At 70.0% G+C, this 26422-nt stretch carries 27 protein-coding genes; 15 read left to right on the top strand and 12 right to left on the bottom strand.

Annotation, left to right across the window (positions count from 1 at the left end):
• Window positions 1–247: 247 nt before the first annotated feature.
• The 3 genes from ACIBQ1_RS53520 to ACIBQ1_RS53510 all read left to right on the top strand — a co-directional run bounded on the left by ACIBQ1_RS53520 (window position 248) and on the right by ACIBQ1_RS53510 (window position 1575).
• Complete coding sequence (locus tag ACIBQ1_RS53520; RefSeq protein ID WP_397290297.1) at window positions 248–385, top strand: hypothetical protein; 138 nt, start codon at window positions 248–250, stop codon at window positions 383–385.
• A gap of 126 nt (window positions 386–511) precedes the next feature.
• Complete coding sequence (locus ACIBQ1_RS53515; RefSeq protein ID WP_397290296.1) at window positions 512–1012, top strand: pyridoxamine 5'-phosphate oxidase family protein; 501 nt, start codon at window positions 512–514, stop codon at window positions 1010–1012.
• Between the two features lie 155 nt (window positions 1013–1167).
• The gene (locus ACIBQ1_RS53510) at window positions 1168–1575 is read left to right on the top strand and encodes a YciI family protein (protein ID WP_397290294.1); all 408 of its coding nucleotides are present in this window, start codon (window positions 1168–1170) and stop codon (window positions 1573–1575) included.
• A 148-nt stretch (window positions 1576–1723) separates the two neighbouring features.
• Here the strand turns inward: ACIBQ1_RS53510 and ACIBQ1_RS53505 are convergent, their stop codons facing one another.
• On the bottom strand, window positions 1724–2116 hold the full coding sequence (locus ACIBQ1_RS53505) for a metallopeptidase family protein (RefSeq protein WP_397290292.1): 393 nt from the start codon (window positions 2114–2116) through the stop codon (window positions 1724–1726).
• A gap of 390 nt (window positions 2117–2506) precedes the next feature.
• On the opposite strand from ACIBQ1_RS53505, the gene ACIBQ1_RS53500 reads away from it, so the two are divergent.
• Genes ACIBQ1_RS53500 through ACIBQ1_RS53480 form a run of 5 tightly spaced genes read left to right on the top strand, consistent with a single transcriptional unit; the run spans window position 2507 to window position 6520 of the window.
• Complete coding sequence (locus tag ACIBQ1_RS53500; protein WP_397290290.1) at window positions 2507–2875, top strand: DUF3499 domain-containing protein; 369 nt, start codon at window positions 2507–2509, stop codon at window positions 2873–2875.
• Between the two features lie 43 nt (window positions 2876–2918).
• Window positions 2919–4268 carry a phosphomannomutase/phosphoglucomutase gene (locus tag ACIBQ1_RS53495; RefSeq protein ID WP_397290288.1) on the top strand — a complete coding sequence of 450 codons (1350 nt, stop codon included), beginning with the start codon at window positions 2919–2921 and terminating at the stop codon, window positions 4266–4268.
• Window positions 4265–4432 carry a Trm112 family protein gene (locus tag ACIBQ1_RS53490; RefSeq protein WP_080042874.1) on the top strand — a complete coding sequence of 56 codons (168 nt, stop codon included), beginning with the start codon at window positions 4265–4267 and terminating at the stop codon, window positions 4430–4432. The genes ACIBQ1_RS53495 and ACIBQ1_RS53490 overlap by 4 nt, the downstream gene beginning before the upstream one ends.
• Window positions 4429–5535, top strand: coding sequence for an SIS domain-containing protein (locus ACIBQ1_RS53485; RefSeq protein ID WP_397290287.1), 1107 nt, complete (start codon window positions 4429–4431; stop codon window positions 5533–5535). Before ACIBQ1_RS53490 ends, ACIBQ1_RS53485 begins: the two co-directional genes overlap by 4 nt.
• A gap of 49 nt (window positions 5536–5584) precedes the next feature.
• Complete coding sequence (locus tag ACIBQ1_RS53480; protein ID WP_397290285.1) at window positions 5585–6520, top strand: cation diffusion facilitator family transporter; 936 nt, start codon at window positions 5585–5587, stop codon at window positions 6518–6520.
• A gap of 24 nt (window positions 6521–6544) precedes the next feature.
• Here ACIBQ1_RS53480 and ACIBQ1_RS53475 read toward each other — a convergent pair whose 3' ends face one another.
• The gene (locus ACIBQ1_RS53475) at window positions 6545–8251 is read right to left on the bottom strand and encodes a phosphatidylglycerol lysyltransferase domain-containing protein (protein ID WP_397290283.1); all 1707 of its coding nucleotides are present in this window, start codon (window positions 8249–8251) and stop codon (window positions 6545–6547) included.
• 77 nt (window positions 8252–8328) lie between these two features.
• On the opposite strand from ACIBQ1_RS53475, the gene ACIBQ1_RS53470 reads away from it, so the two are divergent.
• Complete coding sequence (locus ACIBQ1_RS53470; protein WP_397290281.1) at window positions 8329–9405, top strand: alpha/beta hydrolase; 1077 nt, start codon at window positions 8329–8331, stop codon at window positions 9403–9405.
• A 1-nt stretch (window position 9406) separates the two neighbouring features.
• Here ACIBQ1_RS53470 and ACIBQ1_RS53465 read toward each other — a convergent pair whose 3' ends face one another.
• Window positions 9407–9745 (bottom strand): MerR family DNA-binding transcriptional regulator, encoded by a 339-nt coding sequence (locus ACIBQ1_RS53465; protein ID WP_185070981.1) that lies wholly within the window; start codon window positions 9743–9745, stop codon window positions 9407–9409.
• A gap of 102 nt (window positions 9746–9847) precedes the next feature.
• Here ACIBQ1_RS53465 and ahcY point away from each other — a divergent pair, with 102 nt between their 5' ends.
• The 3 genes from ahcY to ACIBQ1_RS53450 all read left to right on the top strand — a co-directional run bounded on the left by ahcY (window position 9848) and on the right by ACIBQ1_RS53450 (window position 13787).
• Window positions 9848–11275, top strand: a complete 1428-nt coding sequence (ahcY, locus tag ACIBQ1_RS53460; protein WP_397290279.1) for an adenosylhomocysteinase — start codon at window positions 9848–9850, stop codon at window positions 11273–11275.
• 233 nt (window positions 11276–11508) lie between these two features.
• Window positions 11509–12744, top strand: a complete 1236-nt coding sequence (locus ACIBQ1_RS53455) for an adenosylhomocysteinase (RefSeq protein ID WP_397290277.1) — start codon at window positions 11509–11511, stop codon at window positions 12742–12744.
• Window positions 12745–12824: 80 nt separating this feature from the next.
• Complete coding sequence (locus ACIBQ1_RS53450; RefSeq protein WP_397290275.1) at window positions 12825–13787, top strand: hypothetical protein; 963 nt, start codon at window positions 12825–12827, stop codon at window positions 13785–13787.
• A gap of 19 nt (window positions 13788–13806) precedes the next feature.
• On the opposite strand, the gene ACIBQ1_RS53445 is transcribed toward ACIBQ1_RS53450, so the two are convergent.
• From ACIBQ1_RS53445 to ACIBQ1_RS53435, 3 genes are all read right to left on the bottom strand, one after another.
• A complete protein-coding gene (locus ACIBQ1_RS53445; RefSeq protein WP_397290273.1) occupies window positions 13807–14163 on the bottom strand; it encodes a YbaB/EbfC family nucleoid-associated protein in 357 nt (118 codons plus the stop codon).
• 23 nt (window positions 14164–14186) lie between these two features.
• Window positions 14187–14540, bottom strand: coding sequence for a hypothetical protein (locus ACIBQ1_RS53440; protein ID WP_397290271.1), 354 nt, complete (start codon window positions 14538–14540; stop codon window positions 14187–14189).
• Between the two features lie 435 nt (window positions 14541–14975).
• Window positions 14976–15611, bottom strand: coding sequence for a DUF305 domain-containing protein (locus ACIBQ1_RS53435; RefSeq protein WP_397290269.1), 636 nt, complete (start codon window positions 15609–15611; stop codon window positions 14976–14978).
• A 168-nt stretch (window positions 15612–15779) separates the two neighbouring features.
• Between ACIBQ1_RS53435 and ACIBQ1_RS53430 the strand changes: the two genes are divergently transcribed.
• Together ACIBQ1_RS53430 and ACIBQ1_RS53425 are read left to right on the top strand one after the other, a co-directional pair.
• Window positions 15780–17168, top strand: coding sequence for an LVIVD repeat-containing protein (locus ACIBQ1_RS53430; RefSeq protein WP_397290267.1), 1389 nt, complete (start codon window positions 15780–15782; stop codon window positions 17166–17168).
• A gap of 76 nt (window positions 17169–17244) precedes the next feature.
• The gene (locus tag ACIBQ1_RS53425; RefSeq protein WP_397290265.1) at window positions 17245–18627 is read left to right on the top strand and encodes an LVIVD repeat-containing protein; all 1383 of its coding nucleotides are present in this window, start codon (window positions 17245–17247) and stop codon (window positions 18625–18627) included.
• A 45-nt stretch (window positions 18628–18672) separates the two neighbouring features.
• Here ACIBQ1_RS53425 and ACIBQ1_RS53420 read toward each other — a convergent pair whose 3' ends face one another.
• A complete protein-coding gene (locus tag ACIBQ1_RS53420; protein ID WP_397290263.1) occupies window positions 18673–19611 on the bottom strand; it encodes an RDD family protein in 939 nt (312 codons plus the stop codon).
• Window positions 19612–19662: 51 nt separating this feature from the next.
• On the opposite strand from ACIBQ1_RS53420, the gene ACIBQ1_RS53415 reads away from it, so the two are divergent.
• Window positions 19663–20655 (top strand): stage II sporulation protein M, encoded by a 993-nt coding sequence (locus ACIBQ1_RS53415; protein ID WP_397290261.1) that lies wholly within the window; start codon window positions 19663–19665, stop codon window positions 20653–20655.
• 38 nt (window positions 20656–20693) lie between these two features.
• On the opposite strand, the gene ACIBQ1_RS53410 is transcribed toward ACIBQ1_RS53415, so the two are convergent.
• The 5 genes from ACIBQ1_RS53410 to ACIBQ1_RS53390 are packed head-to-tail and all read right to left on the bottom strand — an operon-like array spanning window position 20694 to window position 26169.
• Window positions 20694–22079 (bottom strand): DUF58 domain-containing protein, encoded by a 1386-nt coding sequence (locus tag ACIBQ1_RS53410; protein ID WP_397290259.1) that lies wholly within the window; start codon window positions 22077–22079, stop codon window positions 20694–20696.
• Window positions 22079–23059, bottom strand: coding sequence for an AAA family ATPase (locus tag ACIBQ1_RS53405; RefSeq protein ID WP_397290257.1), 981 nt, complete (start codon window positions 23057–23059; stop codon window positions 22079–22081). Before ACIBQ1_RS53405 ends, ACIBQ1_RS53410 begins: the two co-directional genes overlap by 1 nt.
• Complete coding sequence (locus tag ACIBQ1_RS53400) at window positions 23049–24227, bottom strand: DUF4350 domain-containing protein (protein ID WP_397290255.1); 1179 nt, start codon at window positions 24225–24227, stop codon at window positions 23049–23051. Before ACIBQ1_RS53400 ends, ACIBQ1_RS53405 begins: the two co-directional genes overlap by 11 nt.
• Window positions 24224–24907 carry a DUF4129 domain-containing protein gene (locus ACIBQ1_RS53395; protein WP_397290253.1) on the bottom strand — a complete coding sequence of 228 codons (684 nt, stop codon included), beginning with the start codon at window positions 24905–24907 and terminating at the stop codon, window positions 24224–24226. Before ACIBQ1_RS53395 ends, ACIBQ1_RS53400 begins: the two co-directional genes overlap by 4 nt.
• Complete coding sequence (locus tag ACIBQ1_RS53390) at window positions 24904–26169, bottom strand: glycerophosphoryl diester phosphodiesterase membrane domain-containing protein (RefSeq protein ID WP_397290251.1); 1266 nt, start codon at window positions 26167–26169, stop codon at window positions 24904–24906. Before ACIBQ1_RS53390 ends, ACIBQ1_RS53395 begins: the two co-directional genes overlap by 4 nt.
• Window positions 26170–26422: the final 253 nt, after the last annotated feature.

Here is a 26422-nt window from a genome sequence, read left to right as displayed (position 1 = left end):
AGAATGTCGCCCCGGCTCCGTCCCAGGGATACCAGCGGCCACGATGGGCCGCGCGACGGAGAAGGAGAACCACCGTGATCGAAAGGATGGGCAACGTCGGCATCGTCGTCGAAGACCTTGAGGCCGTCACCGCGCACTTGGTCGAACCGGGGAGGCGAGGGGCTGGTCGAGGAACCTCGGGCGGCCAGGGTCGTCGGGCTCGACGGGGTCCGGGTCGGCATCGCCATGACACAGCCGGCTTGAGCCGATGAGGTTCCACACGCCGACGGCGGTCAGCGCCGGACCGGAAAGCGCACCGGTGAACGCGCCGGGCATTCGTCGCATCATGTTCGCGGTCGATGCCATCGAGGACGCCGTCGTCGCACTGTCCGAGCAGCTCAGCTGAAGGCCGCCGAAAGGCGTCCACAGAGCGTCATCCGGGCACGCGCGGCAGACCCGCCGCTCGTCAACGAGCCCGGACCCCCGATGGGTCCGCTGGGCGGACCAGGAAAACGACAATGGGAGCGAAACCGTGGAATCGAACGAGGTCATCGAGGTTCTGAACCGACCGATCAGCCAGGAACTGCTGGCCCGTGACGTGACCCGCCTGGCCTACGTCGCCAAGGACGGCACACCCCGCAATGTCCCGATCATCTTTGCCTGGAACGGCTCGGAGATCGTCATGTGCACGGCGAAGAACTCTCCGAAGCTCCCGGGCCTGCGCGAGAACCCGGCGGTCGCCCTGACGATCGACACCGAGGTGCACCCGCCCAAGATCTTGCTCATCCGCGGCCGGGCCGAGCTGGACTACGTCGACGGCATCCCGGACGAGTATCTCCAGCAGACCAGCACCTACGAGATGACGCCCGAGCAACGGGTCGGGTGGGAGGCGGAGGTGCGTTCGCTCTATCACGACGGCATGGTCCGGATCGTCGTGACCCCGACGTGGGCGAAGCTGATCGACTTCGAGACGACCCTGCCGAGCGCGGTCGAGGAACTCCTCCAGCAGCGGATCGAGCGTCAGCGCGCGTGAGCCCCGCGTCAGGTTGGGTGGATCGCGCCTCGGCAGGCGTGAAGTCTCTGAAATCCGCCAGAAAATGTCGCGGCGGGATGTCGAGAACCCGCGCGTGGCTTCGTCCCCGGAGTGAACACGGCCACCACGGGCCGCACCGCATCTAGGAGAACAAGATGGCCAAATACCTGCTGCTCAAGCACTACCGGGGCGCGCCGGCGGCGGTCAACGACGTGCCGATGGACCAGTGGACGCCGGAGGAGGTTTCGGACCACGTGCAGTACATGCGTGATTTCGCCGCTCGGCTTGAGGGCACCGGAGAGTTCGTCGACAGCCAGGCGCTCTCCCCGGAGGGCACGTTCGTCCGCTACGACGGTGAGGGGCGCCCGCCGGTCACCGACGGCCCGTTCGTGGAGACCAAGGACCTGATCGCCGGCTGGATGGTGATCGACGTCGAGACCTACGAGCGGGCGCTCGAACTGGCCGGCGAGTTGTCCGCGGCTCCGGGCGCGGGTGGGAAGCCGATCCACGAGTGGCTCGAAGTGCGGCCGTTCCTGGGCGCGCACGCGACCATCACGGAGTGACGCACGGCGGACGAGCCCCGTCAGGCCCATCGCCGCCGCGGGCTCGTCCAGCACCGGCAGGCCGGGACCGGACGCCAACACCAGGCGGGAGTGGTCCTGGCCGACGATCATCCATGGTGGAAGTGGCCGGGGAGCGCGAGGGGCCGGGTCAGCGGCGGTCGTCGTAGCCGGGGTCGACGGTTTCGGGGGAGAGGCCCAGGAGGGTGGCCACCTGCTCGACCACCGTGTCGTGGACCATGGCGCCCAGGGTGTCGCGGTCTCTGGCCCGGGCTTCCAGCGGGCGGCGGTAGACCACGATCGACGCCGGGCTCTGGCCGGTCGCGGCGTCGGCGCGGCCGAAGGGGATCGGGTCGGTGCCCAGGCTCGGCCCGTCGCCCAGGTCGCTCAGCGGCGGGACCTCCTCCACCGCGAACTCCACCGCCGACAGCTGGCGTTCCCAGCGGGGGCGGAGGCGGTCGACCGCGTCCAGCACGAGGTCGTCGAAACGCTCGCTCCGGGACTTGGCCATGGGGACGTGGGAGGGAGCGAGCGGGCCGCGCATGCCGCGACCGTGGCGATCGCGCCGTCTGGGACCGCGCTTCTGTGTCACGCAAGCAAGTGTACGGGGAGGGCCTGCCGATTCTGAGGAATGGAGTCACCTCTCCACGCCTCTGGGTGATGGCCCGAGGGGCGTCCGGAGTCACGGGGCGGTTCGGGTGATCCGAGGGCGCTCAGGACCGGCGTTGCCGCTCCCCACCGCGCGTTGATCCCCTTAGGCTCTGAGTCGGCGTCACCGCTCACCACCTCTGCGTGATCCCCCAAGGTCCGCAGGGCCGGTGCCTTCGGGGCATGTGGGTGGAAAGGCTGCGACAGGTGTCCGAATTGTGGCGACACGCTCGTTAAGAGCGCTCAGATAGTGGCGCCTCGCACACTTACCAGATACGGTCCCTCCGTGAGCCCCGTCCGCCGCTGTTCCCGCACCGCCTGCAGTCAGCCTGCCGTCTTCACGCTCACGTACGTATACGCCGACTCGACCGCTGTTCTGGGCCCCCTGGCAACGTACGCGGAGCCACACTGTTACGACCTGTGCGCCGAACACGCCGAGCGGCTTACCGCTCCCCGAGGCTGGGAGGTGGTACGGCTGCCGACGGACGGCGCCTCCCCGAGTTCCGACGACCTCGAAGCGCTGGCCAACGCGGTCAGGGAGGCCGCCCGACCCACGCCGCCCGGCAGCGGCGAGCCGGTGGGCCAGGGCGTGGAGGTCGGTCGCAGGGGGCACCTGCGCGTTCTGAGGTCGGCTCAGCAGCACCGCGACCGGTAGGCTCGATTACGCCGGAGAAGCGACCCAAGGGCGGAGCTGGAGAGTGGGCGACCTCGCCAAGATCTTCAAAGCGTACGACGTTCGCGGAGTGGTGCCCGACGAGCTCGACGAGCCGGCCGCCGAGGCCGTGGGAGCGGCCTTCGTCGAAGTGACAGGGGCCGAGTCGATCGTGGTCGCGCACGACATGCGTGAGTCTTCGGTTCCGCTGGCCGACGCGTTCGTCAGGGGCGCCTGTTCGCGCGGCGCCGACGTGGTGCACGCGGGGCTGGGCTCCACCGATCTGCTCTACTACGCCAGCGGGAGCCTGGGGCTGCCCGGGGTGATGTTCACCGCCAGCCACAACCCCGCCCGCTACAACGGCATGAAGATGTGCCGGGCCGGCGCGGTCCCGATCGGCGGCGACACGGGGCTCGTCGACATCCGCGACAGGGCCGCGGAGCTGATGGGCTTCACGGCGGCGCCCGGCGGGTCGGTGATCGAGAAGGACCTGCTGCAGGGGTACGCCGACCACCTGCGCACGCTCGTCGACCTGTCGCGCATCAGGCCGCTCAAGGTCGTCGTGGACGCCGGTAACGGCATGGGCGGGCACACCGTTCCCGCCGTGTTCGAGGGGCTGCCGATCGAGCTGACCCCGCTCTACTTCGAGCTGGACGGAAACTTCCCCAACCACGAGGCCAACCCGATCGAGCCGCAGAACCTCGTCGATCTCCAGCGGGCCGTGGTCGAGAGCGGGGCGGACATCGGGCTGGCCTTCGACGGCGACGCCGACCGGTGCTGGGTGATCGACGAGCAGGGGCGCTCGGTCTCGCCGTCGGCCGTCACGGCGCTGGTCGCGACGCGCGAGCTGGCCAAGCACCCCGGGTCGACGATCATCCACAACCTGATCACGTCCCTGGCCGTTCCCGAGATCGTGCGCGAGCAGGGCGGTGTGCCCGTGCGCACGCGGGTCGGGCACTCCTTCATCAAGGCCGAGATGGCCCGCACGGGAGCCGTCTTCGGCGGCGAGCACTCGGCCCACTACTATTTCCGCGACTTCTGGTTCGCCGACTCCGGGATGCTGGCGGCGATGCACGTGCTGGCCGCGCTGGGCGAGCAGGAGCGTGCGCTGTCGGAGGTGGTGGGGGTCTACTCGCGCTACCACGCCTCGGGCGAGGTCAACAGCGCCGTGGCGGACCAGGGCGAGGCGTTGCGACGGGTGCGGGAGGCGTTCGCGGCACGGGGGGAGTTCGACGAGCTCGACGGGCTGACCGTGACCGGGCCGGGCTGGTGGTTCAACCTGCGGGCGTCCAACACCGAGCCGCTGCTCAGGCTGAACGCCGAGGCGGCCGACGAGAGCACAATGAAGGCGATCAAGGACGAGGTCCTCGCCATCGTGGGAAGGGTGTCAGAGTGAAGATCGACGACTGGCTGCTGGAGATCCTGGCCTGCCCGGCGTGCAAGGCTCCCCTGCGCGCCGAGAACGAGGCCGAGGAGCTGGTCTGCACGGGCTGCGGCCTGATCTACCCGGTACGGGATGACATCCCCGTCCTGCTCGTCGACGAGGCCAGGAAGCCGTGACCTGGGAGCCGGAGCGGCTCGACGACCAGCGTCACCTCAGGGAGGCCGATCCCGGCGGGATGCTGCCGGCGGTCGCCTCCTCGGCGGCGCACGTACGCACCGGCTATCGCACCGCGGTCGAGACCCGCGTCGACCGCCTGGCCGACCACGGGCGCCCGCGCGCCATCGTGGTCGCGGGCATGGGCGCCTCGGGCATCGTCGGCGACATCCTGGCGGCGGTCGTCGGCAACGGCGCGCCGCTGCCGATCGTGTCGCTGCGCTCCTATCAGCTCCCCGGCTGGGTGGGCGCCACCGACCTGGTCGTGGCCGTGTCCGGCTCAGGCGACGCCGACGAGACGCTGTCCGTCGCCACCCAGGCCGTGCGGCGCGGCAGCACCCTGCTCGGCGTGGGCGCCCCCGGCTCCCCGCTGGCGGCCATCGCCACCCAGGCTTCGGCGATCTACGTGCCGGTGCCGGTCAACGGGCAGTCCAGGGCGAGCCTCTGGCTGCTGGCCACCCCGGTCATCGTGGCCGCCGCCGCGCTGCGGCTCGTCCAGGCCGACGCCGACCTGTTCGAACGGGTGGCCAAGACGCTGGAGGACATGGCCCACCGGTGCCGGCCGTCCAGCGAGTCGTTCATCAACCCCGGCAAGTCGCTCGCCATGGATCTGGCCGAGAGCGTGCCGATGATCTGGGGGTCGTCGCCGGTCGCGTCGGTGGCGGCGTACCGGCTGGCCTGCCAGCTCAACACGAACGCGAAATACCCCGCCGTCCACGGCGAGCTGCCCGAGGTGGGCCACAACCAGGTCGAGGTCTTCGACGGGCCGCTGGCCGAGCGCGACATCTTCGCCGACACCGCCGGGCGCACGCTCCGGCTCGTCGTGCTGCGCGACGTCGAGGAGCATCCGCAGGTGACGCGCCGGCGCGAGACGTCCGTACGGCTGGCGCGAGAGCGCGACGTCCCGGTGACGGAGCTGTCGGCGGAGGGCGAGCATCCGCTGGAGCGGATGGCCACGCTGATCGCGCTCGGCGACTACGCGAGCACGTATCTGGCGCTCGGATATGCCATCGATCCGACCCCAGTGTCGGCGATCACTGAGCTGAAGGCCAGAATTTCGCAATAGGATCCTTTTTCAGGCCTTTGTACGTGATCTTTATGAGTGGAGAAGACCGGTGAGCGCGAGCGGCGGTACCAAAGCGATCATTGCGGCCTTGGCGGCGAACCTGGCAATCGCCGTGTCCAAATTCGTGGCCGCCTTCTTCACCGGGTCGTCCTCGATGCTGGCGGAGGGCATTCACTCGGTCGCCGACTCGGGCAACCAGGTGTTGCTGCTGGTGGGCGGCAAGCGGGCGGCCAGGGCCAGCACGAAGGAGCATCCTTTCGGCTACGGCCGCGAACGTTACTTCTACGCCTTCGTGGTGGCGGTCGTGCTGTTCACGATCGGCGCGGTGTTCTCGATTTACGAGGGCGTTCACAAGCTCTCGGACCCGGAGCAGGTGCAGGCGCCGATCTGGGCGTTCGCGGTGCTGATCTTCGCGATCATCGCCGAGAGCTTCTCGTTCCGCACGGCCATCCAGGAGTCGAACGCCGTACGCGGCAAGCAGTCGTGGGTCGCGTTCGTCCGCCGGTCCAAGTCGCCCGAGCTGCCGGTCATCCTGCTGGAGGACCTGGGCGCGCTGCTCGGCCTGATCTTCGCGCTGTTCGGCGTGACGATGGCGGTCGTCACCGGCAACGGCGTCTGGGACGGCGTCGGCACCCTGATGATCGGCGTGCTGCTGGCCGTGATCGCGGTGGTGCTGGCCATGGAGACCAAGTCGCTGCTGGTCGGCGAGGGCGCCACCCCCGAGATGGAGGCCCAGATCCGGGCCGCGCTGGAGGGCTCGTCCGAGGTCGCCAGGGTCATCCACATGCGCACGCTGCACCTGGGCCCCGAGGAGCTGCTGGTCGCGGCCAAGATCGCGGTGGCGTACAACGACACGGCGGCCGAGGTCGCGCAGGGCATCGACGACGCCGAGCGCCGCATCCGCGAGGCCGTGCCGATCGCCCGCGTGATCTACCTGGAGCCCGACCTGGACCGCCTCCGCAGCGCCTCCCCCTCGACGAGCTGACCCCCGACGCCGGCCGGGCCCGGCTCACGACGTGAGCTGGGCCGGGCGCAGGCGGGGCAGGCGCAGGCGCGGCCGGCGGAGACCGCCCAGGGTGATGAACGCCTCCGCCTGCAACGCCGAGACACCGATGCGGGGCAGGTCGCGGGCGTTCGGATAGACCACGAAGCGCGGCTCCCAGATCGGCCGGAACTTGGCGTTGAACCGGTACAGCGACTCGATCTGGAACCAGTGCGACAGGAAGATCAGCAACGTCCGCCACGCCCGCAGCACCGGGCCGGCCCCGAGGCGCTCCCCGCGGGCGAGGGCCGCGCGGAACATGGCGAAGTTCAGTGAGACCTGCGTGACGCCCAGGGAGGGCGCGGCCTGGAGGGTCTTGACGATCAGGAACTCGTTGAGCCCCGGATCAGCGTCGCGGTCGCGCCGCATCAGGTCGAGCGAGACGCCGTGCGGTCCCCACGGCACGAAGTGCAGCACGGCCTTGAGCTCGCCGTCCTTGTGCGCGGTGGCCACCAGGCACTCGGAGTCCGCCGGGTCGCCGAAGCGGCCGAGCGCCATCGAGTAGCCGCGCTCGGTCTCGGTGCCGCGCCAGGAGTCGGCCGCCTGCTGGATGCGTTCGCGATCCTGGACGGTCAGGCTCGCGGTGCGGCGCACGTGGCACGTGTAGCCGTTCCGCTCGGTCCTGTTGACCATCTGGCGGACGTTGCGCATGGCGCGGCCCTCCAGCGTGAAGTCGGCGACCTCGACGATGGCCTCGTCGCCGATCTCCAGCGCGGACATCTTGGCCTCGCGCGTCCAGACCTCGCCGCCGGTCTCGCCGCAGCCGATGACGGCGGGCACCCAGGCGTGGCGCCTGGCCTCGTTCATGAACACCTTGATCGCCGCCGGCCACGCCTCGCGGTCGCCGATCGGGTCGCCGCTGGCCAGCATGACCCCGGACACGACGCGGTAGGCGATGGCCGCCTTCCCCGAGGGGGAGAACAGCACGCTCTTGTCGCGCCGCAGCGCGAAGTAGCCGAGCGAGTCGCGTTCGCCGTGCTGGGCGAGCAGGGCGCGCAGGCGCCGCTCGTCGTCCTGGGTGAGCTCGGCGGCCGGTCGCTCGGGGCGCAGCGCCAGGTAGAGCGTCGAGACGGCGGTGAGCGTGCCGAGCGCGAGCAGGGAGAAGTAGACCAGGTCCGAGACCCGCTCGACGGTGAACGTGACCGGGCCCTCGATCCCGGCCAGGCCGAGGAGCACGTGTTCGAGCCGGTCGAGCCCGCTCGGACGGCCCACGAGCACATGGGGGCGGGCGCTGACGATCAGGTAGCCGAGACCCACGTCGATGGCGCCGAGCACGAGCAGGTTGCCCAGCGCGCGCCAGCGCGAGCGCGGGTCGGGCAGCGCGGAGAACTCGCGCCTGCCCCACACGAGCAGGGCCAGCAGGGCCAGGCTGATGACGGCCGAGGCCGGGTGCAGATGCACGAAGCTCATGGTGGCGCTCACCGGGAGCAGCACCACGACCGCGCGCCAGGCCCGCACCTTCCCGCGGCGCAGCGCGTGCGCGAGCATGATCAGCATGATGCCGACGACGAGGGAGGACGCTCTGGCGACGGTCGTGACGATGCCGGGCAGGATGTCCGTCCATTCGCCCATCCGGCTGTGCTCGAAGTGGGGGAACACAACCTTGCTGATGTCCAGCAGGCCGATCACCAGCGACGCGTACGCGGCGACGGCCGGAATCCAGGAGCGCTTCACACTCCGAGATTGAAGACCCCACCGGGTAATCTCCATGTTAACTCCCTGCTTACGGCCCTCCCTGTATCCCGTACCTCATGGGACTGAACTCAATCGGGCTGCTGGTGACCGTTTCGGTGCTGGCAGTGGCCGCGTTGGTGGCGACGGTGTGGTGGTGGCCGCGGCTGAGCGCGGCCCGCTGGGGCGCCGTGCTGGGCCGGGTGGGCGCGCTGGGCGTCTGCCAGGCGTTCACGCTGGCCGCGCTGGGCCTGGCGGTCAACCAGTACTTCGCCTTCTACAGTTCCTGGAGCGACCTGCTGGGCACCGACACGGCGACGGCGCCGATCACGGTCGCCGCCTCGGGACTGCAGGTGCTGAGCAGCCGCTCGGTGCCGGGCGGGCGGATCGAACAGGTGATCATGCCGGGGCCGTCCACGCATCTGAGCGAGGAGGCGTACGTGTTCCTGCCCACGGCGTACCTGAAGCACACCACGGAGCGCTTCCCGGCGATCATCGCGCTCACCGGCTACCCGGGTGACCCGCGCAATCTCATGACCCGGCTCGACCTGCCCGGCCGGATGGCGAAGGCCATCGCCCAGCACCAGGTCAAGCCCACGATCCTGGTCATGATGCGGCCCAGCGTGGTGCTGCCGCGCGACACCGAGTGCGTGGACGTGCCGAACGGGCCGCAGGTCCAGGCGTACTTCGCGAACGACGTCAAACATGACATGACCACTCACTACCGGGTGGCGGAGGGCCGGGACTCGTGGGGCATCCTGGGCGGCTCGACCGGCGGCTACTGCGCACTCAAGATCGTCATGAGCCATCCTGAACAGTTCTCCGCGGCGGTCTCGCAGTCGGGCTACTTCAAGACGATCCTCGACGGCACCACCGGAGACCTGTTCCACAAGGACAAGTTGCTCGAACAGCGCAACGACCTCATGTGGCGGCTGGCCAACCTGCCCGCGCCCCCCGTGAACGTGCTCGTCACCAGCAGCAGGAAGGGGGAGAGCGACTATCTCGCGACCATGGGGTTCCTGAGCGCGGTGAAGCCGCCGATGCGGGCGTCCTCGCTGATCCTGCCCAGCGGCGGGCACAACTTCAACACCTGGAACCGCGAGCTCCCGCAGGCCCTCCCCTGGCTGGCCCAGCAACTCGTCACGCCCGCCGCCTGAGTCAGCGGCCCGAGGGGCGGAGGAGGCGCAGCGCCTTCTCCTTCTCGAAGTCGAGGGCCCGTCGCGGCACCTGGATCCGCCCGATCCGTACCCCGAGGTCACGGACGGCCGCCGCCACCGTGGGCTCGCTGAGCACCCGCAACGCGAACGCCAGCTCCGCGGGCGAGACGTCGAACTGCTTCTCCAGCTCCACCCCCTGAGCCACCGCCGCCAGCTCGTCGGGCCCGAACCGCCGGTGCGCACCCTGCTCCCGCACGGGTGGCAGCAGGCCGAGCGCCTCCCGGTATCGGAGCATCCGAGGGGACATGCCGAGCCGCTTCGCGGCCTCCGTGATGCGCATTCTTACATTCTTACGTCAGTTTTGGCCGCCCCGTGATGCGGACCCGCCGAAAGGCCACCTAAACTCGTCGGGACAACCATCAGTGACGCGAGGGGAAACCCGATGGACTTCAAGGTCGCAGACCTTTCACTTGCCGACTTCGGCCGCAAGGAGATCCGGCTCGCCGAGCACGAGATGCCCGGCCTCATGGCGATTCGCAAGGAGTACGCGGCCTCCCAGCCCCTTCGCGGCGCGAAGATCATGGGCTCCCTGCACATGACGATCCAGACGGCCGTCCTCATCGAGACGCTCGTCGCGCTCGGGGCCGAGGTCCGCTGGGTCAGCTGCAACATCTTCTCCACGCAGGACCACGCCGCCGCCGCGGTGGTCGTCGGCCCCGACGGCACCACGGACGACCCGAAGGGCGTGCCGGTGTTCGCCTGGAAGGGCGAGACGCTGGAGGAATACTGGTGGTGCACCGAGCAGGCCCTCACCTGGCCCGGCGGCGACACCCCCAACATGATCCTCGACGACGGCGGTGACGCCACGCTGCTGGTGCACAAGGGCGCCGAGTACGAGAAGGCGGGCGCCGTGCCGGCCGCCACCGCCGACGACCCGGAGGAGTGGCACGTCATCATCGACCTGCTCACCCGCACGGTCGGCGACGACAAGCGGTGGACCGCGATCGCCGAGAGCATCAAGGGCGTCACCGAGGAGACCACGACCGGCGTGCACCGCCTCTACGAGATGCACAAGAACGGCCAGCTCCTCTTCCCGGCCATCAACGTCAACGACTCGGTCACCAAGTCCAAGTTCGACAACAAGTACGGCTGCCGCCACTCCGTCATCGACGGCCTCAACCGCGCCACCGACGTGCTCATCGGCGGCAAGGTGGCCGTGGTGTGCGGCTACGGCGACGTCGGCAAGGGCTGCGCCGACGCGCTGCGCGGCCAGGGCGCCCGCGTCATCGTCACCGAGATCGACCCGATCTGCGCGCTCCAGGCGGCCATGGACGGCTTCCAGGTGACCACGCTGGACGAGGTCGTCGGCATCGCCGACATCTTCGTGACCTCCACCGGCAACTTCAACATCATCACCGCCGCGCACATGGCGAAGATGAAGCACCAGGCGATCGTCTCCAACATCGGCCACTTCGACAACGAGATCGACATGGCCGGCCTGGCCAAGCTGCCCGGCATCGTCAAGAACAACATCAAGCCGCAGGTCGACGAGTGGGTCTTCGCCGACGGCCACTCGATCATCGTCCTGGCCGAGGGCCGCCTGATGAACCTCGGCTGCGCCACCGGCCACCCGAGCTTCGTCATGTCCAACTCGTTCACCAACCAGGTGATCGCGCAGATCGAGCTGTTCGCGAAGACGGCCGAATACCCTATCGGCGTCTACACGCTGCCCAAGCACCTGGACGAGAAGGTCGCCCGCCTGCACCTCGACGCCCTGGGCGTCAAGCTCACCGAGCTCACCAAGGAGCAGGCCGCCTACATTGGCGTCCACGTCGAGGGCCCGTACAAGCCCGACCACTACCGGTACTGAATTCTCGCGAGCTCCGGGAGGGGGTTTCCCACCTCCCGGAGCTTTCCGCTACCAACCCCGGCTGCGCACGGTGGGCCGCGCGCCGCTCAAACCCTTCATTCTTTACGGCTGCGCACGGTGGGCCGCACGCGCCGACGCCAGTGGCCGTCCGTCATGGCCGGTCGTGAAGGCTCACGGGCCGCTCGCCGTGACGACGCGTATTCTTGGCCGTCTTCTTCGCGCAAAGGGCTGGCATGGATCTCTGGGAAAGTGGCGAGCGGCAGATCTCCTGGGCAGCTCGTTCGATGCCGGTGCTGACCGCGATCGGAGAGCGGTTCGGCCTCGAACGGCCGCTGGACGGGCTGAAGATCGCCGCCTGCCTGCACGTCACCGCCGAGACGGCCGTCCTGATGGGGGCCCTGAAGGCGGGCGGGGCCGAGATCGCGCTCGCCGCATCCAATCCGCTGTCCACGCAGGACGACGTGGCCGAGGCGCTGCGTTCCTACGGGATCGCCGTGCACGCGCGGGCCGGCGTCGACCGGTCCACCTACTACCGGCACATCCACCAGGCGCTCGACCTCGAACCCGACCTCGTGCTCGACGACGGGTGCGACCTGGTCAACATTCTCCACACCGAACGTACCGACCTGCTCGAACACGTCACGGGCGGGTGCGAGGAGACCACCACCGGGATCATCCGGCTGCGGCAGATGGCAGCCGAGGGCGCGTTGAGGTTCCCCGTCGTGGCCGTGAACGACACGCGGACCAAGCGCATGTTTGACAACCGCTACGGCACGGGGCAGTCCACGCTCGACGGCATCATGCGCGCCACCAACACCATGCTGGCCGGGCGGACGGTGGTCGTGGCCGGGTTCGGGTTCTGCGGGCGGGGCGTGGCCGAGCGGGCAAAGGGGTTCGGCGCGCGGGTGATCGTGACCGAGATCGACGCCGTGAAGGCGCTCGACGCGACCCTTCAGGGGTATGAGGTCCGGCCCATGGCGCAGGCGGCGATGCTCGGCGACCTCTTCGTCACCGTGACCGGCAACCGCGACGTGATCAGGGCCGAGCACCTGGCGGTCATGAAGGACGGCGCGATCCTGGCCAACGCCGGGCACTTCGACGTGGAGATCGACGTGCGGGCGCTGGACGAGCTGGCCACAGAGGTGCACCGCGGGGTGCGGCCGAACACCGACGAGTACGTGATGCCCGACAACCGGCGGCTGCTGCTGCTCGCCGAGGGGCGGCTGGTCAACCTCACCGCCGCCGAAGGCCATCCCGCGGCCGTCATGGACATGTCGTTCTCCGCGCAGGCCCTGGCCGTGGCCTGGCTGGTCGGCGAGCGCTCCCGCCTCGACCCCGGCGTCTACGACGTCCCGGAGGAGATCGACCACGAGGTCGCCAAGCTGAAGCTGGCCGCGGCCGGGATCGGCATCGACGATCTCACGCCGGAGCAGGAGGACTACCTGCACTCCTGGCGGGTCGGCTCCTAGCCGGGAGCCGCCCTACGCCGGCGAAGTGAAGATTTGTGGCTTTGTATGCCATTTGTTCACTTTAGTGGCAGGATGGTCGGATGATCCTGATCTCGGAGATCAGGAGGTTCGGTGGTGGAGAAAGGTTCTGCTACGTGAGTCCGTCCCCCAAGTCCCTGCCGAAGGCAGGGTTCCTGTTCTCCGCGGTCGGTGTCGGCGCCGTGGTCCTGCAGATGCTGGCCGTCGCGTACCCCGACGGCGACCCGGCCAAGGCGCGCGAGGCCGCGGGGCTGCTGCGGCAGCTGGCCAAGCGGGTGGACGTCAGCCTGGACGACGTGGAGGAGGTCGCGAGCGCGGTGTGGCGGCCGCCCAGCTCCGGCGCGGGCATCGACGCGTTCAGGAAGTACTTCAACGACGAGGTCGCGCCCTATCCGCCGCACGTGTCCGCGTACATCCGCGGGCTGGCCGACGCGGTCGACGACTATGCGGACATGCTGGAGCAGGTCCAGCACACGCTCCGGACGATGGCCATGATCCAGTGGCTCGAACTGCTGATGTTCTTCTGCTGGCCGGCCATCGACAGGAAGGTCCAGACGCTGATCAACTGGGCGATGCGCAGGAAGCAGGCGGGGCTGCTGCTCAGGATGTTCAATCATGCGGTGGGCAAGCGGTTCATCTACGCCACCGGGGGCACCCTCGCCTACACGGCCCTCGACCAGGTGCTCGTCGACGGGGTCAAGCTGGCGAGAGGTGAGGACATGGGGTCGTGGGGCGACCGCGGCGAGTACATGGTGAAGAACTTCGCGGCGTGCATGGTCTTCTACCATGTGGATCCCGCCAACTTCGGAAGGGTCGCGAACCTGCTGCCGAAGAACAAGGCGGCGCAGGACGCCATCGTGTTCCTGACCGGGTCCTCCATCTTCACCACCACGGGGAACGCGCTCAACCGGCCCGGCGACGTGATCGACGATCCGGCCAGCCTGCTGCCCACCTGGGAGCAGATGCTCGCCAAGCTGGGCGTCGCCGCGGGCCAGGACCAGTTCAGGCGCTGGCGCGGGTACTGAGTGCCGGTGACCACGGTCGCTAGTCCTGGCTGAACCGTCTGACCTCGTCCGCGAACGGGGTCAGGCCGTCCGTCATCATCCCGGCCATCCGCGCGGTCAGGTCCGCGGCGGCGGCGTTCGCGGCGGCGAGCACCGCCTCCGCCAGCGCGTCCGAGCCGAGCCGCATCGCCCGCGGGTCGATGCGCAGGCCGCTGAGCGCGCCGCTCGGCAGCACCTCGGCCGTCACCTGGCCGTTGGCCGCCTCACCTCGGCCGCGGAGGTCGTTGAGGCCGTCCCGTAACTCTTCGAGCTCCCGGGTGTCGGTCTGGAACTGGGCGAGCAGGCGCTGCATCTCCTCGTCGAGGAAAGGAGTGCCGCCGTCGGGCGTGGTCGTCATCAGGTCTCCGTCTCCAGGCGATGTCAGGGCTTGAACTTTTTGTCCGGCTTCGAGTACCCGGGAGGGTCGGCCACCTTCGGCAGGGATTCGACGCTGGCCCAGTGCGCGACGTCGAAGCCGGTCTTCATGCCGGCCAGCCGCTCGGCGACCTCGGGATAGACGTCGCGCAGGGCGTTGACGTAGGTCTCGGCCTTCTTCAGCGCGGCGGAATAGCCCTGCCTGAACGTGTTCGCCGTCTCGTCCGTGCCGGCGAAATCGCCCAGTGCGGCGATGGCGTCGAGGATCCGCCGGGTGTCCCTCGCCAGATCGTCGTGCTCGACGGTGAACCCGCCGGCCGCCCTCGTGAAGGTGCTCCCGCGGACATCGGTGTTCGGCATGCCCGGTCGTTCGGGAACGGGCGCGGGCGAGGTCGGCGACGGGGTGGGGTACGCGGTGGCAGAGGGAGTCGGTGACGCCCCGGCGGTTTCGGTGGGCGTCGGGGTGGGTGTGGGAGTGGGCGTGGGTGAAGGGCTTGGGGACGTCGGACTCGGGCTGGGCGTCGGGGTCGAAGGGCTGGGCGCCGGGGTTGAAGGGCTGGGGCCCGGCGTCGACGGGGTGGGGTCCGGGGTCGTGGGGGTTGGCGTCGGGGTCCCCGTGGGAGACGGTGACGATGTGGGTGATGGGGACGACGTGGGTGATGGGGACGGAGCTGGTGACTCTGCCATGACGCGACATCCTCCTCGTCGGTGTGCCCCTATGTAAACCCATATTACCCGCAGGTATACTATGCTTTAGGCGCGACCAGGGGAGCGGTCGCAGTGGTGAAGCGGTTGCTACAGGGCGGACTGCATCTGCTGCATGCGGCGGATCTCGGCCGCCTGGGTCACGCTGACGTCGCCGGCCAGCTCCTCTACCCGGATGTGGGAGCCGCTGGTCAGCACCTGCTCCGACATCTTGATCGCCCCCAGATGGTGGTTGATCATGAGATCGAGGAACATCCGGTCGAAGTCCTTGCCCTTGGCCGCCTTCAAGGCTTCCAGCTGGGCGGGCGTGGCCATCCCCGGCATGCCCTCATGTGCCGCGTGATGCTCGGGCACCGCCTGCTGCTGCTCCCGCAGCCACGTCGTCATGAACTGGATCTCCGGCCCCTGGGCGTCCTTGATCCGGCTCGCCAGGCTCTTCAGCTGGGCCGACTCGGCCCGGTTGGGCGCGAGGAGCGACATGTCCAGGGCCTGCCGGTGGTGGATGATCATGTCCTGGACGTACTTGATGTCGGCCGCGTTGGCCGTGGCCGAGGGGACGGCGGTGGCGGCCTCGCCCGGAGACAGCGTCCTGGCCTGCTCTCCTGGGCGGCCGGGAGCGATCACGGGGGCGGTCGAGTCGGCCCGTGGGGCCGGCGGCGGGCCGGAGGAGGTGCAGCCGGAGAGGGCAACGACCATGCCCATGACCACAATGAGCGCGGCGCGCACCCACAACCTCCCTGACTGACTCGGTTGAGAATGCGCACTCTAGGCCATAAGTGGACAAATTTAAAGAGGGTGAAACGGAACAAAAATTGACAAGTTGCCTGCTGGCCAGCTGAGGGGTGAAAGGCGAGGATGGCGTAGATTTATGCCCCCTTTATAGGAGGATCCCGAGTGTTCACCCTCCGCAGGGCCTTCACCCTGGTCGCGGCGGTCGTGGCCATGGCAGGCACCGTCTTACCGGCGCAGGCCGCGGACATCCCGGCTCCGGGCGAGATCGTCATGAGCCCCAACATCAAGCACGTCACCAACGTGCCCAAGCCTCAGGCTCTGTCCGACATCCACACGGACATGGCCTTCCAGGGCGACTACGCCTACGTCGGTAACTACTACGGCTTCTCGATCTACGACATCAAGCGCCCGAAGCGGACATCGCTGGTCAGCTCGGTCGTCTGCCCCGGTGGCCAGATGGACATGTCCGTCTACGGCAACCTGCTCTTCGGCTCCGTCGACTCCTCGCGCAACGACGACTCGTGCAACAGCACCTCGCAGCCCGCGTCCGTCAAGGAGTCGTGGGAGGGCATCCGGATCTTCGACGTCTCCGACAAGGCCAACCCGAAGTACATCAAGTCGGTCGAGACCAACTGCGGCTCCCACACCAACACGCTGGTGCCCGACCGCAGGCGCGAGAACGTCTACATCTACGTCTCGTCCTACAGCCCGAGCGCCGCGTTCCCCGACTGCCAGCCGCCCCATGACCTGATCTCGATCATCAAGGTGCCGCTGCGCGACCCGGCGGCCGCCACGGTCATCGCGACGCCGAACCTCTTCCCCGACGGCGGCTACGGCGGCGTCCAGCTGCCCTACCCGGACGGGAAGTCCGCCACCACCGGCTGCCACGACATCACGGCCTACCCGGAGAAGGGCATCGCCGCGGGCGCCTGCATGGGTGACGGCATCCTGCTCGACATCCGCAACCCCGAGCAGCCCAAGATCACCGCGACTGTGCGCGACGAGACGAACTTCGCCTTCTGGCACTCGGCCACGTTCAACAACACCGGCACGAAGGTCATCTTCACCGACGAGCTCGGCGGCGGGACCAGGGCGACCTGCAACGAGGCCATCGGCCCGAACCGGGGCGCCAACGCGTACTACGACATCGTGCGCGGGAAGCTCCAGTTCAGGAGCTACTTCAAGATCTCGCGCCACCAGGCCGACACGGAGAACTGCGTGGCGCACAACGGCTCGCTGATCCCGGTCAAGGGCCGCGACATCATGGTGCAGGCGTGGTACCAGGGCGGCATCTCGGTGGTGGACTTCACCGACTCGGCCCACCCGCAGGAGATCGCGTTCTTCGAGCGCGGTCCCGACAACACCGCGCCGGCGCTCAGCGGCGGCTTCTGGTCCGCCTACTACTACAACGGCTACATCTACGGGTCCGACTTCAACCTGGGCCTTGATGTGCTGAAGATCAACGACTGGCGTACCAACCGGGCGAACGGCGTCAAGATGCGCTCACTCAACGCGCAGACCCAGACGTCGTACCCCGAACACGGCCACTGATCACCAGGCGGCGAGGGCCCCGACCGGGTCCTCGCCGTTTTCAGTTATCCGTTCATATGCGATAAGGAGTAACGGAGTGTCCAACCCGCGCCGTGCCCTCGTCATGGCCGCGGCCGCCGTCGCGTTAGCGCTGACGGGCGTGCCCGCCCTGGCCGCCGACATCCCGCCGCCCGACACCGTGGTCACCAGCCCGAACGTGACCCACGTGCTGAACATCCCCAAGCCCGCCCCCATCGCCGGCACCATCAACACCGACATCGCCTTCCAGGGCGACTACGCCTACGTCGGCAACTACGGCGGCTTCTCGATCTACGACATCAGCAACCCCAAGAAGGCCAAGCCGGTCAGCTCCGTCGTCTGCCCCGGCTCCCAGATGGACGTCAGCGTCTACGGCAACCTGCTGTTCACCGCCGTGGACTCCTCGCGCAACGACGACTCGTGCAACAGCACCTCGCAGTCCGCGTCGGTCAAGGAGTCGTGGGAAGGCGTCCGGATCTTCGACGTCTCCGACAAGGCCAACCCGAAGTACATCAAGTCGATCGAGACCAACTGCGGTTCCCACACCCTGACGATGGTGCCGGGCAAGGGCCGCGACCGGAACAAGAACGTCTACATCTACGTCTCGTCCTACCTGCCGGCGGCGAACTTCCCCGACTGCCAGCCACCGCACGACAAGATCTCGATCATCAAGGTGCCGCTCAGGAACCCGACGGCGGCGGCGGTCGCGGCCACCCCGGTGGTCTTCCCCGACGGCGGCAACGAGACCCAGCCCGGCCTGCTCGTGCCGACCAGCGGCTGCCACGACATCACCGCCTACGCCGAGAAGGACATCGCGGCGGGCGCGTGCATGGGTGACGGCGTGCTGTTCGACATCTCGGACCGGCTGAACCCGAAGGTCACGGCCAGGACCACGGACCCGAACTTCGCGTTCTGGCACTCGGCCACCTTCAGCAACGACGCCAGGAAGGTCGTCTTCACCGACGAGCTCGGTGGCGGCGGCGCGGCCACCTGCAACGAGGCCACCGGGCCGAACCGCGGCGCGGACGCGATCTACGACATCTCGAACGGGCAGTTCACGTTCAAGAGCTACTTCAAGATCGCGCGCTACCAGGCCGACAGCGAGAACTGCGTCGCGCACAACGGCTCGCTGATCCCGGTCAAGGGTCGGGACATCATGGTCCAGGCCTGGTACATGGGCGGACTGTCGGTGTGGGACTTCACCGACTCGGCCAACCCGAGGGAGATCGGCTACTTCGAGCGCGGTCCCCGCTCGGCCGGCGGTGGCGGCGGCATCTGGTCCGCGTACTACTACAACGGCTACATCTACGCGGCCGACTTCCACGAGGGCCTCGACGTCGTCAAGGTCACCGACCGGCTGACGAACAGCGCCCGGCACGTCCGCACCGACCGGTTGAACGTGCAGACGCAGGAGTCGTACCGCAACGGGTGGCACGACTGACCGATCCGGCCGCTCACTGAGCGGGCTGCTCACTGGGCCGGCCGCTCACTGAGGTGGCGCGAACCCGCCCGGAGTCGTCCTCGGCGGCTCCGGCGCGGGGGGCCGGTACGGCGCCTGGGGCTGCTGCTGGTAAGGCCCCTGCGGTTGCTGCTGCTGGTACGGCGCCGGGGGCGGGGGCTGGTGCGGCAACGGCTGGGCGTAAGGGGCCTGGGGAGTCTGGGTCGGGCGGCCGTTGGCGGCGCGTTGCGCGAAGCGGGCCTGCTCCCTCCTGCGGCGCTCGGCCAGGACGGCGCTCAGGTACGCGTGCGGCGGCACCCCCGCGGGCGCCGCCGGCGAGACGAAGGACGCCGCCTGGGTCGCGATCCGCACCCCCATCTCATGCTGGATCTGCGGCGACAGGTCGTGCCACCGCGACAGGTACTGCCGGGCCGCCTGCGCCACCTCGTCGGGGAGCTGGGAGAGCTCCAGCGTCGCCGCCCAGGCCGCCAGCGGCGGCGGCATCACGATGAGCTGCCCGGAGTCGCGCGGCGCCCGCTCGGAGATCACGATGGTGCCGGCGAAGACGTCGCCGAGCCGCTTGCCCCGCTGCGAGACCAGCGACGCGATCAGCGCGGGCGCCCCGGAGAGCATCCAGAACTCCACGACCCCGGCCAGGCCGCGGAACAGCGCCTGCCTGAAGCGCTCGGGGCTGCCGTCGTCGCTGACCACCCGGAGCCCGAGTGCGAGCTTGCCGAGGCTGCGTCCCCTGCTGAGCGACTCGAAGATCACGGGGTAGCCGACCAGGACCAGCACCACGAACACGATCATCGCGGCCCCCAGCATGGCCGAGTCCGAGACGACCGAGAATGCGCCTAAGATCGCATAGGCGGCGATCAGCACCGTGAACTGCACGACCATGTCGATGACGACCGCCAGCGCCCGCGAGGGCATCTGGGCGATCCGCACTTCGACGACGACCGCGTCGCCGGTCACAACCTCAGACATATGTGGAGCCTAACGGCTATGTGCTGGTGTTAGAGCGGCCAGAATGTTCGGGTGGACATCGATGCGTTCGTCACAGCACACCGCCCCGTATGGGACCGGCTCGACCACCTCGTCAAGCGCCGCTCGTCGCTGACGGGTGCCGAGGTGGACGAACTGGTCGACCTCTACCAACGCGTGTCCACCCATCTTTCCATCGTGCGCTCCTCGTCCAGGGACGCGATGCTGACCGGGCGGCTGTCGGCGCTGGTGGCCCGGGCCAGGTCGGCGGTGACCGGGGCGCACACGCCCGCCTGGCGGGAGCTGGTGAGGTTCTTCACGGTGTCGTTCCCCGTGGTGGCCTACCGGGCGCGGTGGTGGTGGCTGGGGAGCACGCTGGCGTTCGTGGCGGTGGCGTGGGTGATGGGCGCGTGGGTGGCGGCCAACCCCGACGTCCAGGCGTCGATCGGCTCGCCGGACGAGATCGCCCAGCTCGTCGACCACGACTTCGCCGACTACTACTCCGAGCACCCGGCCGCCTCCTTCGCCAGCCAGGTGTGGGTGAACAACGCGTGGGTCGCGGCGCAGACGATCATCTACTCGGTGCTGCTCGGCCTGCCGATCCCGTACGTGCTCTACGTGAACGCCGCGAACGTCGCCGTCTCCGGCGGCCTCATGGCCTCCCGCGACAAGCTGGACATCTTCTTCGGCCTGATCATGCCGCACGGGCTGCTGGAGCTGACCGCCGTGTTCCTGGCGGCGGCGGTCGGCATGCGCCTGGGCTGGACGGTCATCGACCCGGGGCCGCGCAAGCGGGTGGAGGCGCTGGCCGAGCAGGGCCGGGCGGTGATGAGCGTGGCGCTGGGGCTGGTCGTGGTGCTGTTCGTGTCGGGCCTGATCGAGGCGTTCGTCACGCCCTCCGGGCTGCCGACGTGGGCGCGCGTGGGCATCGGCGTGCTCGCGGAGGTGGCCTTCCTGACGTACGTGATCGCCTTCGGCCGCCGTGCCCTGCGCCAGAACGAGACCGGCGACCTCGAACGCGCGCCGGACGTCGCCCCGACGGCCTGAGCCCCGCCGGTCCCTGAGGCCCAGGAGCTGCCCGGCGCTCAGAGCCGTCCGGCCGCCTTCAGGGCCAGGTAGGCGTCCGCGAGCGCGGGGGCGATGTCCTCCGGAGGCGCGTCCACGACCTCCACCCCGTGCCGCCGCAGCCGGGCCGTGATGCGCCTGCGTTCGAGCTGGGCGTGCTCGGCCGCCGCCGCGTCGTACACCTCTTCGGCCGACGCCCGGCGCCCCGCCATCGCCGCCACCCGCGGGTCCGACACCCCCGCCACCAGCACCAGGTGACGCGAGGAGAGCTGGGAGAGCACCGGCATGAGCCCCTCGTCGAGGGCCGCCCCGTTGAGGTCGGTGAGCAGCACGACCAGGCAGCGCCGCTTGGCCCGCGACAGGATGGCCGCCACCATGCCCTGCGAGTCGGCCTCGATCAGCTCCGCCTCGATCGGCGCCATCACGTTGACCAGCGACGACAGCAGCTCGGTACGCGACGCCCCGCCCACCCAGGCGCGCACCGCCCGGTCGTAGGCGAGGAAGTCGACCTGGTCACCGGCCCTGGCGGCCAGCGCGGCCAGCAGCAGCGCGGCGTCCATCGACCAGTCGAGCCGGGGCCAGCCGGGCGCCGGGCGCGGATCCGGCCGCACCAGCAGCCCGCCGCCGCCCGCGGTGGCCCCAGACATGGAGCCGGACATGGGGATGGGCGCGTCGCCCACCCGGCCCGCCGAGGTGCGGCCGGTGTCGAGCACGATCAGCACGCGGCGGTCGCGTTCCGGACGCCAGGTGCGCACGACCACGTCGTTGCGGCGCGCCGTGGCCCGCCAGTCGATGGAGCGCACGTCGTCGCCCACCACGTACTCCCGCAGCGAGTCGAACTCCGTCCCCTGCCCGCGCACCAGCGCCGGGTGCTGGCCGTCCAGCTCGCGCAGCCGGGCCAGCCTGGACGGCAGGTGCTTGCGCGACAGGAACGGCGGCAGCACGCGTACCGACCACGGCGCCCGGTGGCTGCCCTGGCGGGCGGCCAGGCCCAGCGGCCCGACCGAGCGCACCGTGACCGCCACGGACGAGCGGTCGCCGCGCCTCGTCGGGGCGAGCGTCACGGTGATCTTGCGGCGCTCGCCCTTGGGCACGTTCAGGTCGGCGACGCGCGGCGTGGCGCCCGCCGACGGGGGCCAGGCGTCCCTGAGCACGCCGCGCACCCGCCTGGGGCCGAGGTTCTCGACCATCAGCTCGACCGTGGCCCGCTGGCCGAGCCGTACGAGCGTGTCTCCGGAACGGTGGAACCTCAGCGGGCGCACGGCGCCGGCGAACACCAGGTCCACCACGATCGCGGCGGCCAGCAGCAGGCAGACCCCGGCCAGCGCGGCCCCGGGCCGGGGCGCGAGCAGCACCACGACGATCCCGATCGCCGCGACCAGCCCGGCGCGTCCCGTGAGAGCCATCAGCGCGGGACCGGGACGGAGGCCAGGATGCCGTCGAGCAGGCCGTCGGCGGTCGCCCCCTCCAGCTCGGCCTCGGGCCGGAGCTGGATCCGGTGCCGCAGCGCGGGCCTGGCCAGCGCCTTCACGTCGTCGGGAGTCACGTACTGGCGCCCGGACAGCCACGCCCACGCCCGCGAGGCCGCCAGCAGCGCCGTGGCGCCACGCGGGGAGACGCCGAGCTGCAGCGACGGGGAGTTCCTGGTGGCGCGGGCCACGTCCACGATGTAGCCGAGCACCTCGGGCGCCACGTGCACGTTCGAGACCGCCTCGCGCCCGGCCGCCAGGTCGTCGGCCGTGGCGACGGTCTTGACCTCGCTCAGGTCGCGCGGGTCGAAGCCGCGGGCGTGCCGTTCGAGGACCGAGATCTCCTGCTCGCGCGGAGGCAGCGGCACGGTCAGCTTGAGCAGGAACCGGTCGAGCTGGGCCTCGGGAAGCTGGTAGGTGCCCTCGTACTCGACGGGGTTCTGCGTCGCGCACACCACGAACGGGTCGGGCAGCGGCCGGGCCGAGCCCTCGACGCTGACCTGCCGCTCCTCCATCGCCTCCAGCAGCGCGGCCTGGGTCTTCGGCGGGGTGCGGTTGATCTCGTCGGCGAGCAGCAGGTTCGTGAACACCGGGCCCTCGCGGAACTCGAACTCGGCGGTCTTCGCGTCGTAGATCAGCGAGCCGGTCACGTCACCCGGCATCAGGTCCGGCGTGAACTGCACCCGCTTGAAGTCCAGGGACAGGGCGGCCGACAACGTACGCACCATCAACGTCTTGGCCACGCCCGGCACGCCTTCGAGCAGCACGTGCCCCCTGCACAGCAGCGCGATGACCAGCCCCGTCACCACCGCGTCCTGGCCGACCACGGCCTTGGACACCTCGGCGCGCAGTGCGCCCAGCGCCTCCCTGGCCGAGTCGCCGTAGCCCGTGACGCGGAACGTCTCCTCAGAGTTCACTGACCTGCCTTTCGATGAAGTCCAGATATCCGGCCAACCCGACGAGCCCGGCGTCGTCCGCCGGCGGCGGCCCGTAGAGCGCCGCGCCGACCTGCTGAGGGTCCTGGCCGGTGCGGGCGGCGAGCGCCGCGACGACCTCGTTCGGCCCGGCCCCCGAACCGAGCCCCAGCCTGGGCGTGAGCCGGTCGATCGCGCCCTCGCGCAGCGACTCCGCCGCCCGCTGCCGCGCGCGCCTGGCCCGGTAGAGCCTGCCGCGGCCCTCGACGGTCTCGGCCGCGCGCACGATGACGGGCAGCTTCTCCGTCACCACGGGGCCCAGCCGCCTGCCCCGCCAGAACGCCGTGACGGCCAGGGCGATGAGGGACATGTAGACGGTCCAGCGGATGCTCTCGGGCATGAGGTCGTACATGGATTTGCCCCGCTCGCCCGGCAGCTCGGCGGCGGGCGGCGGGGTCTGGGGGCGGACCAGCCAGGTCACGGGCCTGCCGGTGCCGATCAGGTTGAGTGCGAGCGCGGCGTTGCCGTCCTCGGCCAGGCGCTGGTTGGTCATGAAGCCGCCGTCGCCGACGACCGTGGTCACGCCGCCCGCCTGCGGGAAGCTGACCAGCGTGTATCCGTCGTCCGCCGGGTAGCAGCCGGTGGCCCCGGAGGGGCCGGTGAAGACGGCGCCGCCCAGGTAGGCGCTGCCCGCGGCCGTGGCGGCGGGCAGCGCGCACTCGGGCTCGCGCGAGCGCGTGCGCGCCAGGCCCGGCTCGCTGCGCACGCCGGGGGCGAGGGCGTGGAGACCGGGGACGTCGCCGACGATCAGCCGGTCGCCCTGGATCCGGGCCAGGCTGTATTCCTCGAAGTACGACATGTCGGTGATCAGCAGCAGCCGGTTGCCGGTCGTGGCCTTGGCGGCGGCGGCTTCGACGGAGTCGACCCGGTCCACCGCGACGCCCCGCGACCTGAGCACCTCGGCCAGCGCCTTGGAGCCCGCCAGGGTGGTGTCGTCGGGGTCCAGGGCCCGTGATGGGCGCGACTCCGGGCCGAACAGGACGCCCGCGACCGCGACGAGCACGACGATGAGGCCGAGCAGGACGATGATCCGGCTGCCGCGCCAGGTGGAGCGCGGGGTGGGCGAGGTCGGGTAGGACGGGCCCGCCGCGGGCCGCGTGAGGACGCTCATGCCGTCCCACCCGCCCCGGGCCGCTCGCCCGGGGCCGCGCCGACCGGGGTCCAGGCCGTGGCCGCCGCGCCGGCCCCGACCGGGACCGGCCGGGCCTGGCGGAGCTGCTCGTCCAGGTCGGTCATCGCCTCGTACGCCTCCCGCGTGCCCGGCACCCCGCCGTACGTCACGTCGTCGAACGACCGGGCCGCCGCCGCCAGCCTCGTGGCGAAGCCGGGCAGCGAGAGGGCCGCCTCACGGGTCAGCTCGTCGGCCGTGCGCCCCGGCATGCCGTCGACCAGCGCGCGTTCCTCCAGGTCACGGGCGATGGCGCGGAGCCGTTCCTGGACGGCCTCGGTCCAGCGCCCCTCGGCGGCCAGCCCGGCGGCCGCCGTCCGGTGCTCGGCCGCCGTCATCACCCGCTCCCCGAACAGCCCGCCCACGGTGAGCGCGTTCTTGCGGGTGGCCTTGCGGAACCGCCACGAGATCAGCACGATCAGCGCGAGGATGATCAGCACGATGATCACGGAGGCGATGATCCCACCGGCGGTGCCGCCGCCCGCGGCCCTGTCCACCAGGTCGCCGAGGAACTGCATGACCCGCCGGTAGATCAGGTCGGGCCACGACTCCTTCTCGTACGCAGGCTTGAGGAGCTCCTCCGCGGCCCGGCGCGCGGCCTCCTCCCTGTCGATCGGGCTCACGGCCTGGCGGAGTTGGAGGGGTGCCAGAGCTCGTCCGCGGAGGCGTGCACCCATCCCTGGCGCTGCTGTTCGATGGCCGCCGTCTGCAGCACGAGGTCGAACGCCTCGCTGCGCATGCGCCGGTCGGCGTAGAGCAGCCCGGCGACCCCGGCCTGGAACGGATAGGTGAGCATCGAGCCGAGCGTGCCGCCGGCGGCGATGAGCACGGCCGACACGACGGTGGTGACCACCGAGCCCGCCCCGAACATGCCGAACAGCGTGCCCGCCAGCGTGAAGGGCACCGACAGGACGCCCGCCACGAGCCCGACCAGCAGGGACGTGAGCAGCAGGATGCCGAAGACGCGCCAGAAGTCGCCGGTCACCAGGTGCCACGAGCGCCGCATGGCGTCGATCGCTCCTCTGCCCTCCAGCACCACGATGGGCGAGGCGAAGGCGAAGCGGGTCGTGAAGAACAGGTAGTAGCCGAGGTAGACGATCATGAACAGGAAGGTCAGCCCGAGGATCAGGCCGACCCCGTCGGAGGGGACGTTGATCGCGATCACCACGATGAGCAGCACGATCAAGACCAGCGGCACCACCATGATGGCGGTCATCAGGCCCACGACGCCGAACAGCGCGGGCACCCTGCCCTTGACGAGCCGCCACGCCTCCCCGGCCGACAGGTTTCCGCCGAAGACGGCCCGGCCGAGAATCCGGGTCAGCACGCCGGTCAGCAGCGTGACCACGACGAACTGGACCGCGTACGAGACGAGCGTGCCGCCGTACTGGGCGGCGACGCCGGTGAGCTGGCCGGAGGTGGTGGCCATGCTCTCGGGGTCGGTGAGCGCGCCGCTCATGCCGTCGAGCACGAACGCCTGGCCGACGGCCAGCGGCACGGCCGCGAGCAGGGCCGCGACGGCCGACAGGCCGAGCACGGCCTTCGGGTTGGACCGGATCAGCTTGATCGTGCCGTCGAGGATGTCGCCGAGACCCAGCGGGCGCAGCGGGATGATCCCCGGTCTGAGCGCCGGCGGGGGCGGCGCGTAGCCGTAACCGGGCTGAGGATGCGGATGGGGCGGATAAGGTGTTTGGGGCCCGGGTCCCAGTGGCTGATGTTGCTGAAGGGGCTCCCCGTACGGCTGCGCGCTCGGCTGCCCGTAGGGCGCCTGCTGCGGCGCGCCTGGCGCGGTCCACGGGGAGGCCGGCGGGGCGCTGTATGGCGGGGGCTGTTCGGCCGACCAGCCTGATGGCGTCTCGGGCGGGGGACCGTGACCGTCTGACATATCCCAATCCTGGCATGCTGAACGGGGCATTGGTGTCGCTGAGCGCATTCGCCGTCGCGTCAAGCCCGTATTCCATGGCGAATCCAGCCGAGGTTCACGTCCAGGGGATGGCCGAAAGTTGCTCTGTTGCCGCAGACTTGAGATTGCGGTCGCGGGGGGCGGACCTAAAATTCGCCTTTTGCATGGCTCATGTCACGCTCATGGGCCGACCAAGGGTAACCTTCAGCGATCGTGCGGGTATGTCCCATAATGC

Origin of the sequence: Nonomuraea sp. NPDC050153, from assembly GCF_044460125.1 — a bacterium.
In the GTDB taxonomy this organism is placed as follows: Bacteria; Actinomycetota; Actinomycetes; order Streptosporangiales; family Streptosporangiaceae; genus Nonomuraea.
Note: the sequence above shows the minus strand (reverse complement) of the source record. Positions and strands in the feature narration are given on the sequence as shown.

Bases quoted from the DNA above. Each gene is read 5' to 3' on its own strand.
- ACIBQ1_RS53420 (WP_397290263.1), bottom strand. From the start codon at position 19,611: ATGTCTGAGGTTGTGACCGGCGACGCGGTCGTCGTCGAAGTGCGGATC.
- ACIBQ1_RS53390 (WP_397290251.1), bottom strand. From the start codon at position 26,169: ATGTCAGACGGTCACGGTCCCCCGCCCGAGACGCCATCAGGCTGGTCG.
- ACIBQ1_RS53440 (WP_397290271.1), bottom strand. From the start codon at position 14,540: ATGCCGAACACCGATGTCCGCGGGAGCACCTTCACGAGGGCGGCCGGC.
- ACIBQ1_RS53400 (WP_397290255.1), bottom strand. From the start codon at position 24,227: ATGAGCGTCCTCACGCGGCCCGCGGCGGGCCCGTCCTACCCGACCTCG.
- ACIBQ1_RS53445 (WP_397290273.1), bottom strand. From the start codon at position 14,163: ATGACGACCACGCCCGACGGCGGCACTCCTTTCCTCGACGAGGAGATG.
- ACIBQ1_RS53520 (WP_397290297.1), top strand. From the start codon at position 248: ATGAGGTTCCACACGCCGACGGCGGTCAGCGCCGGACCGGAAAGCGCA.
- ACIBQ1_RS53505 (WP_397290292.1), bottom strand. From the start codon at position 2,116: ATGCGCGGCCCGCTCGCTCCCTCCCACGTCCCCATGGCCAAGTCCCGG.
- ACIBQ1_RS53455 (WP_397290277.1), top strand. From the start codon at position 11,509: ATGGATCTCTGGGAAAGTGGCGAGCGGCAGATCTCCTGGGCAGCTCGT.
- ahcY (WP_397290279.1), top strand. From the start codon at position 9,848: ATGGACTTCAAGGTCGCAGACCTTTCACTTGCCGACTTCGGCCGCAAG.
- ACIBQ1_RS53410 (WP_397290259.1), bottom strand. From the start codon at position 22,079: ATGGCTCTCACGGGACGCGCCGGGCTGGTCGCGGCGATCGGGATCGTC.
- ACIBQ1_RS53450 (WP_397290275.1), top strand. From the start codon at position 12,825: ATGATCCTGATCTCGGAGATCAGGAGGTTCGGTGGTGGAGAAAGGTTC.
- ACIBQ1_RS53470 (WP_397290281.1), top strand. From the start codon at position 8,329: ATGGGACTGAACTCAATCGGGCTGCTGGTGACCGTTTCGGTGCTGGCA.
- ACIBQ1_RS53510 (WP_397290294.1), top strand. From the start codon at position 1,168: ATGGCCAAATACCTGCTGCTCAAGCACTACCGGGGCGCGCCGGCGGCG.
- ACIBQ1_RS53465 (WP_185070981.1), bottom strand. From the start codon at position 9,745: ATGCGCATCACGGAGGCCGCGAAGCGGCTCGGCATGTCCCCTCGGATG.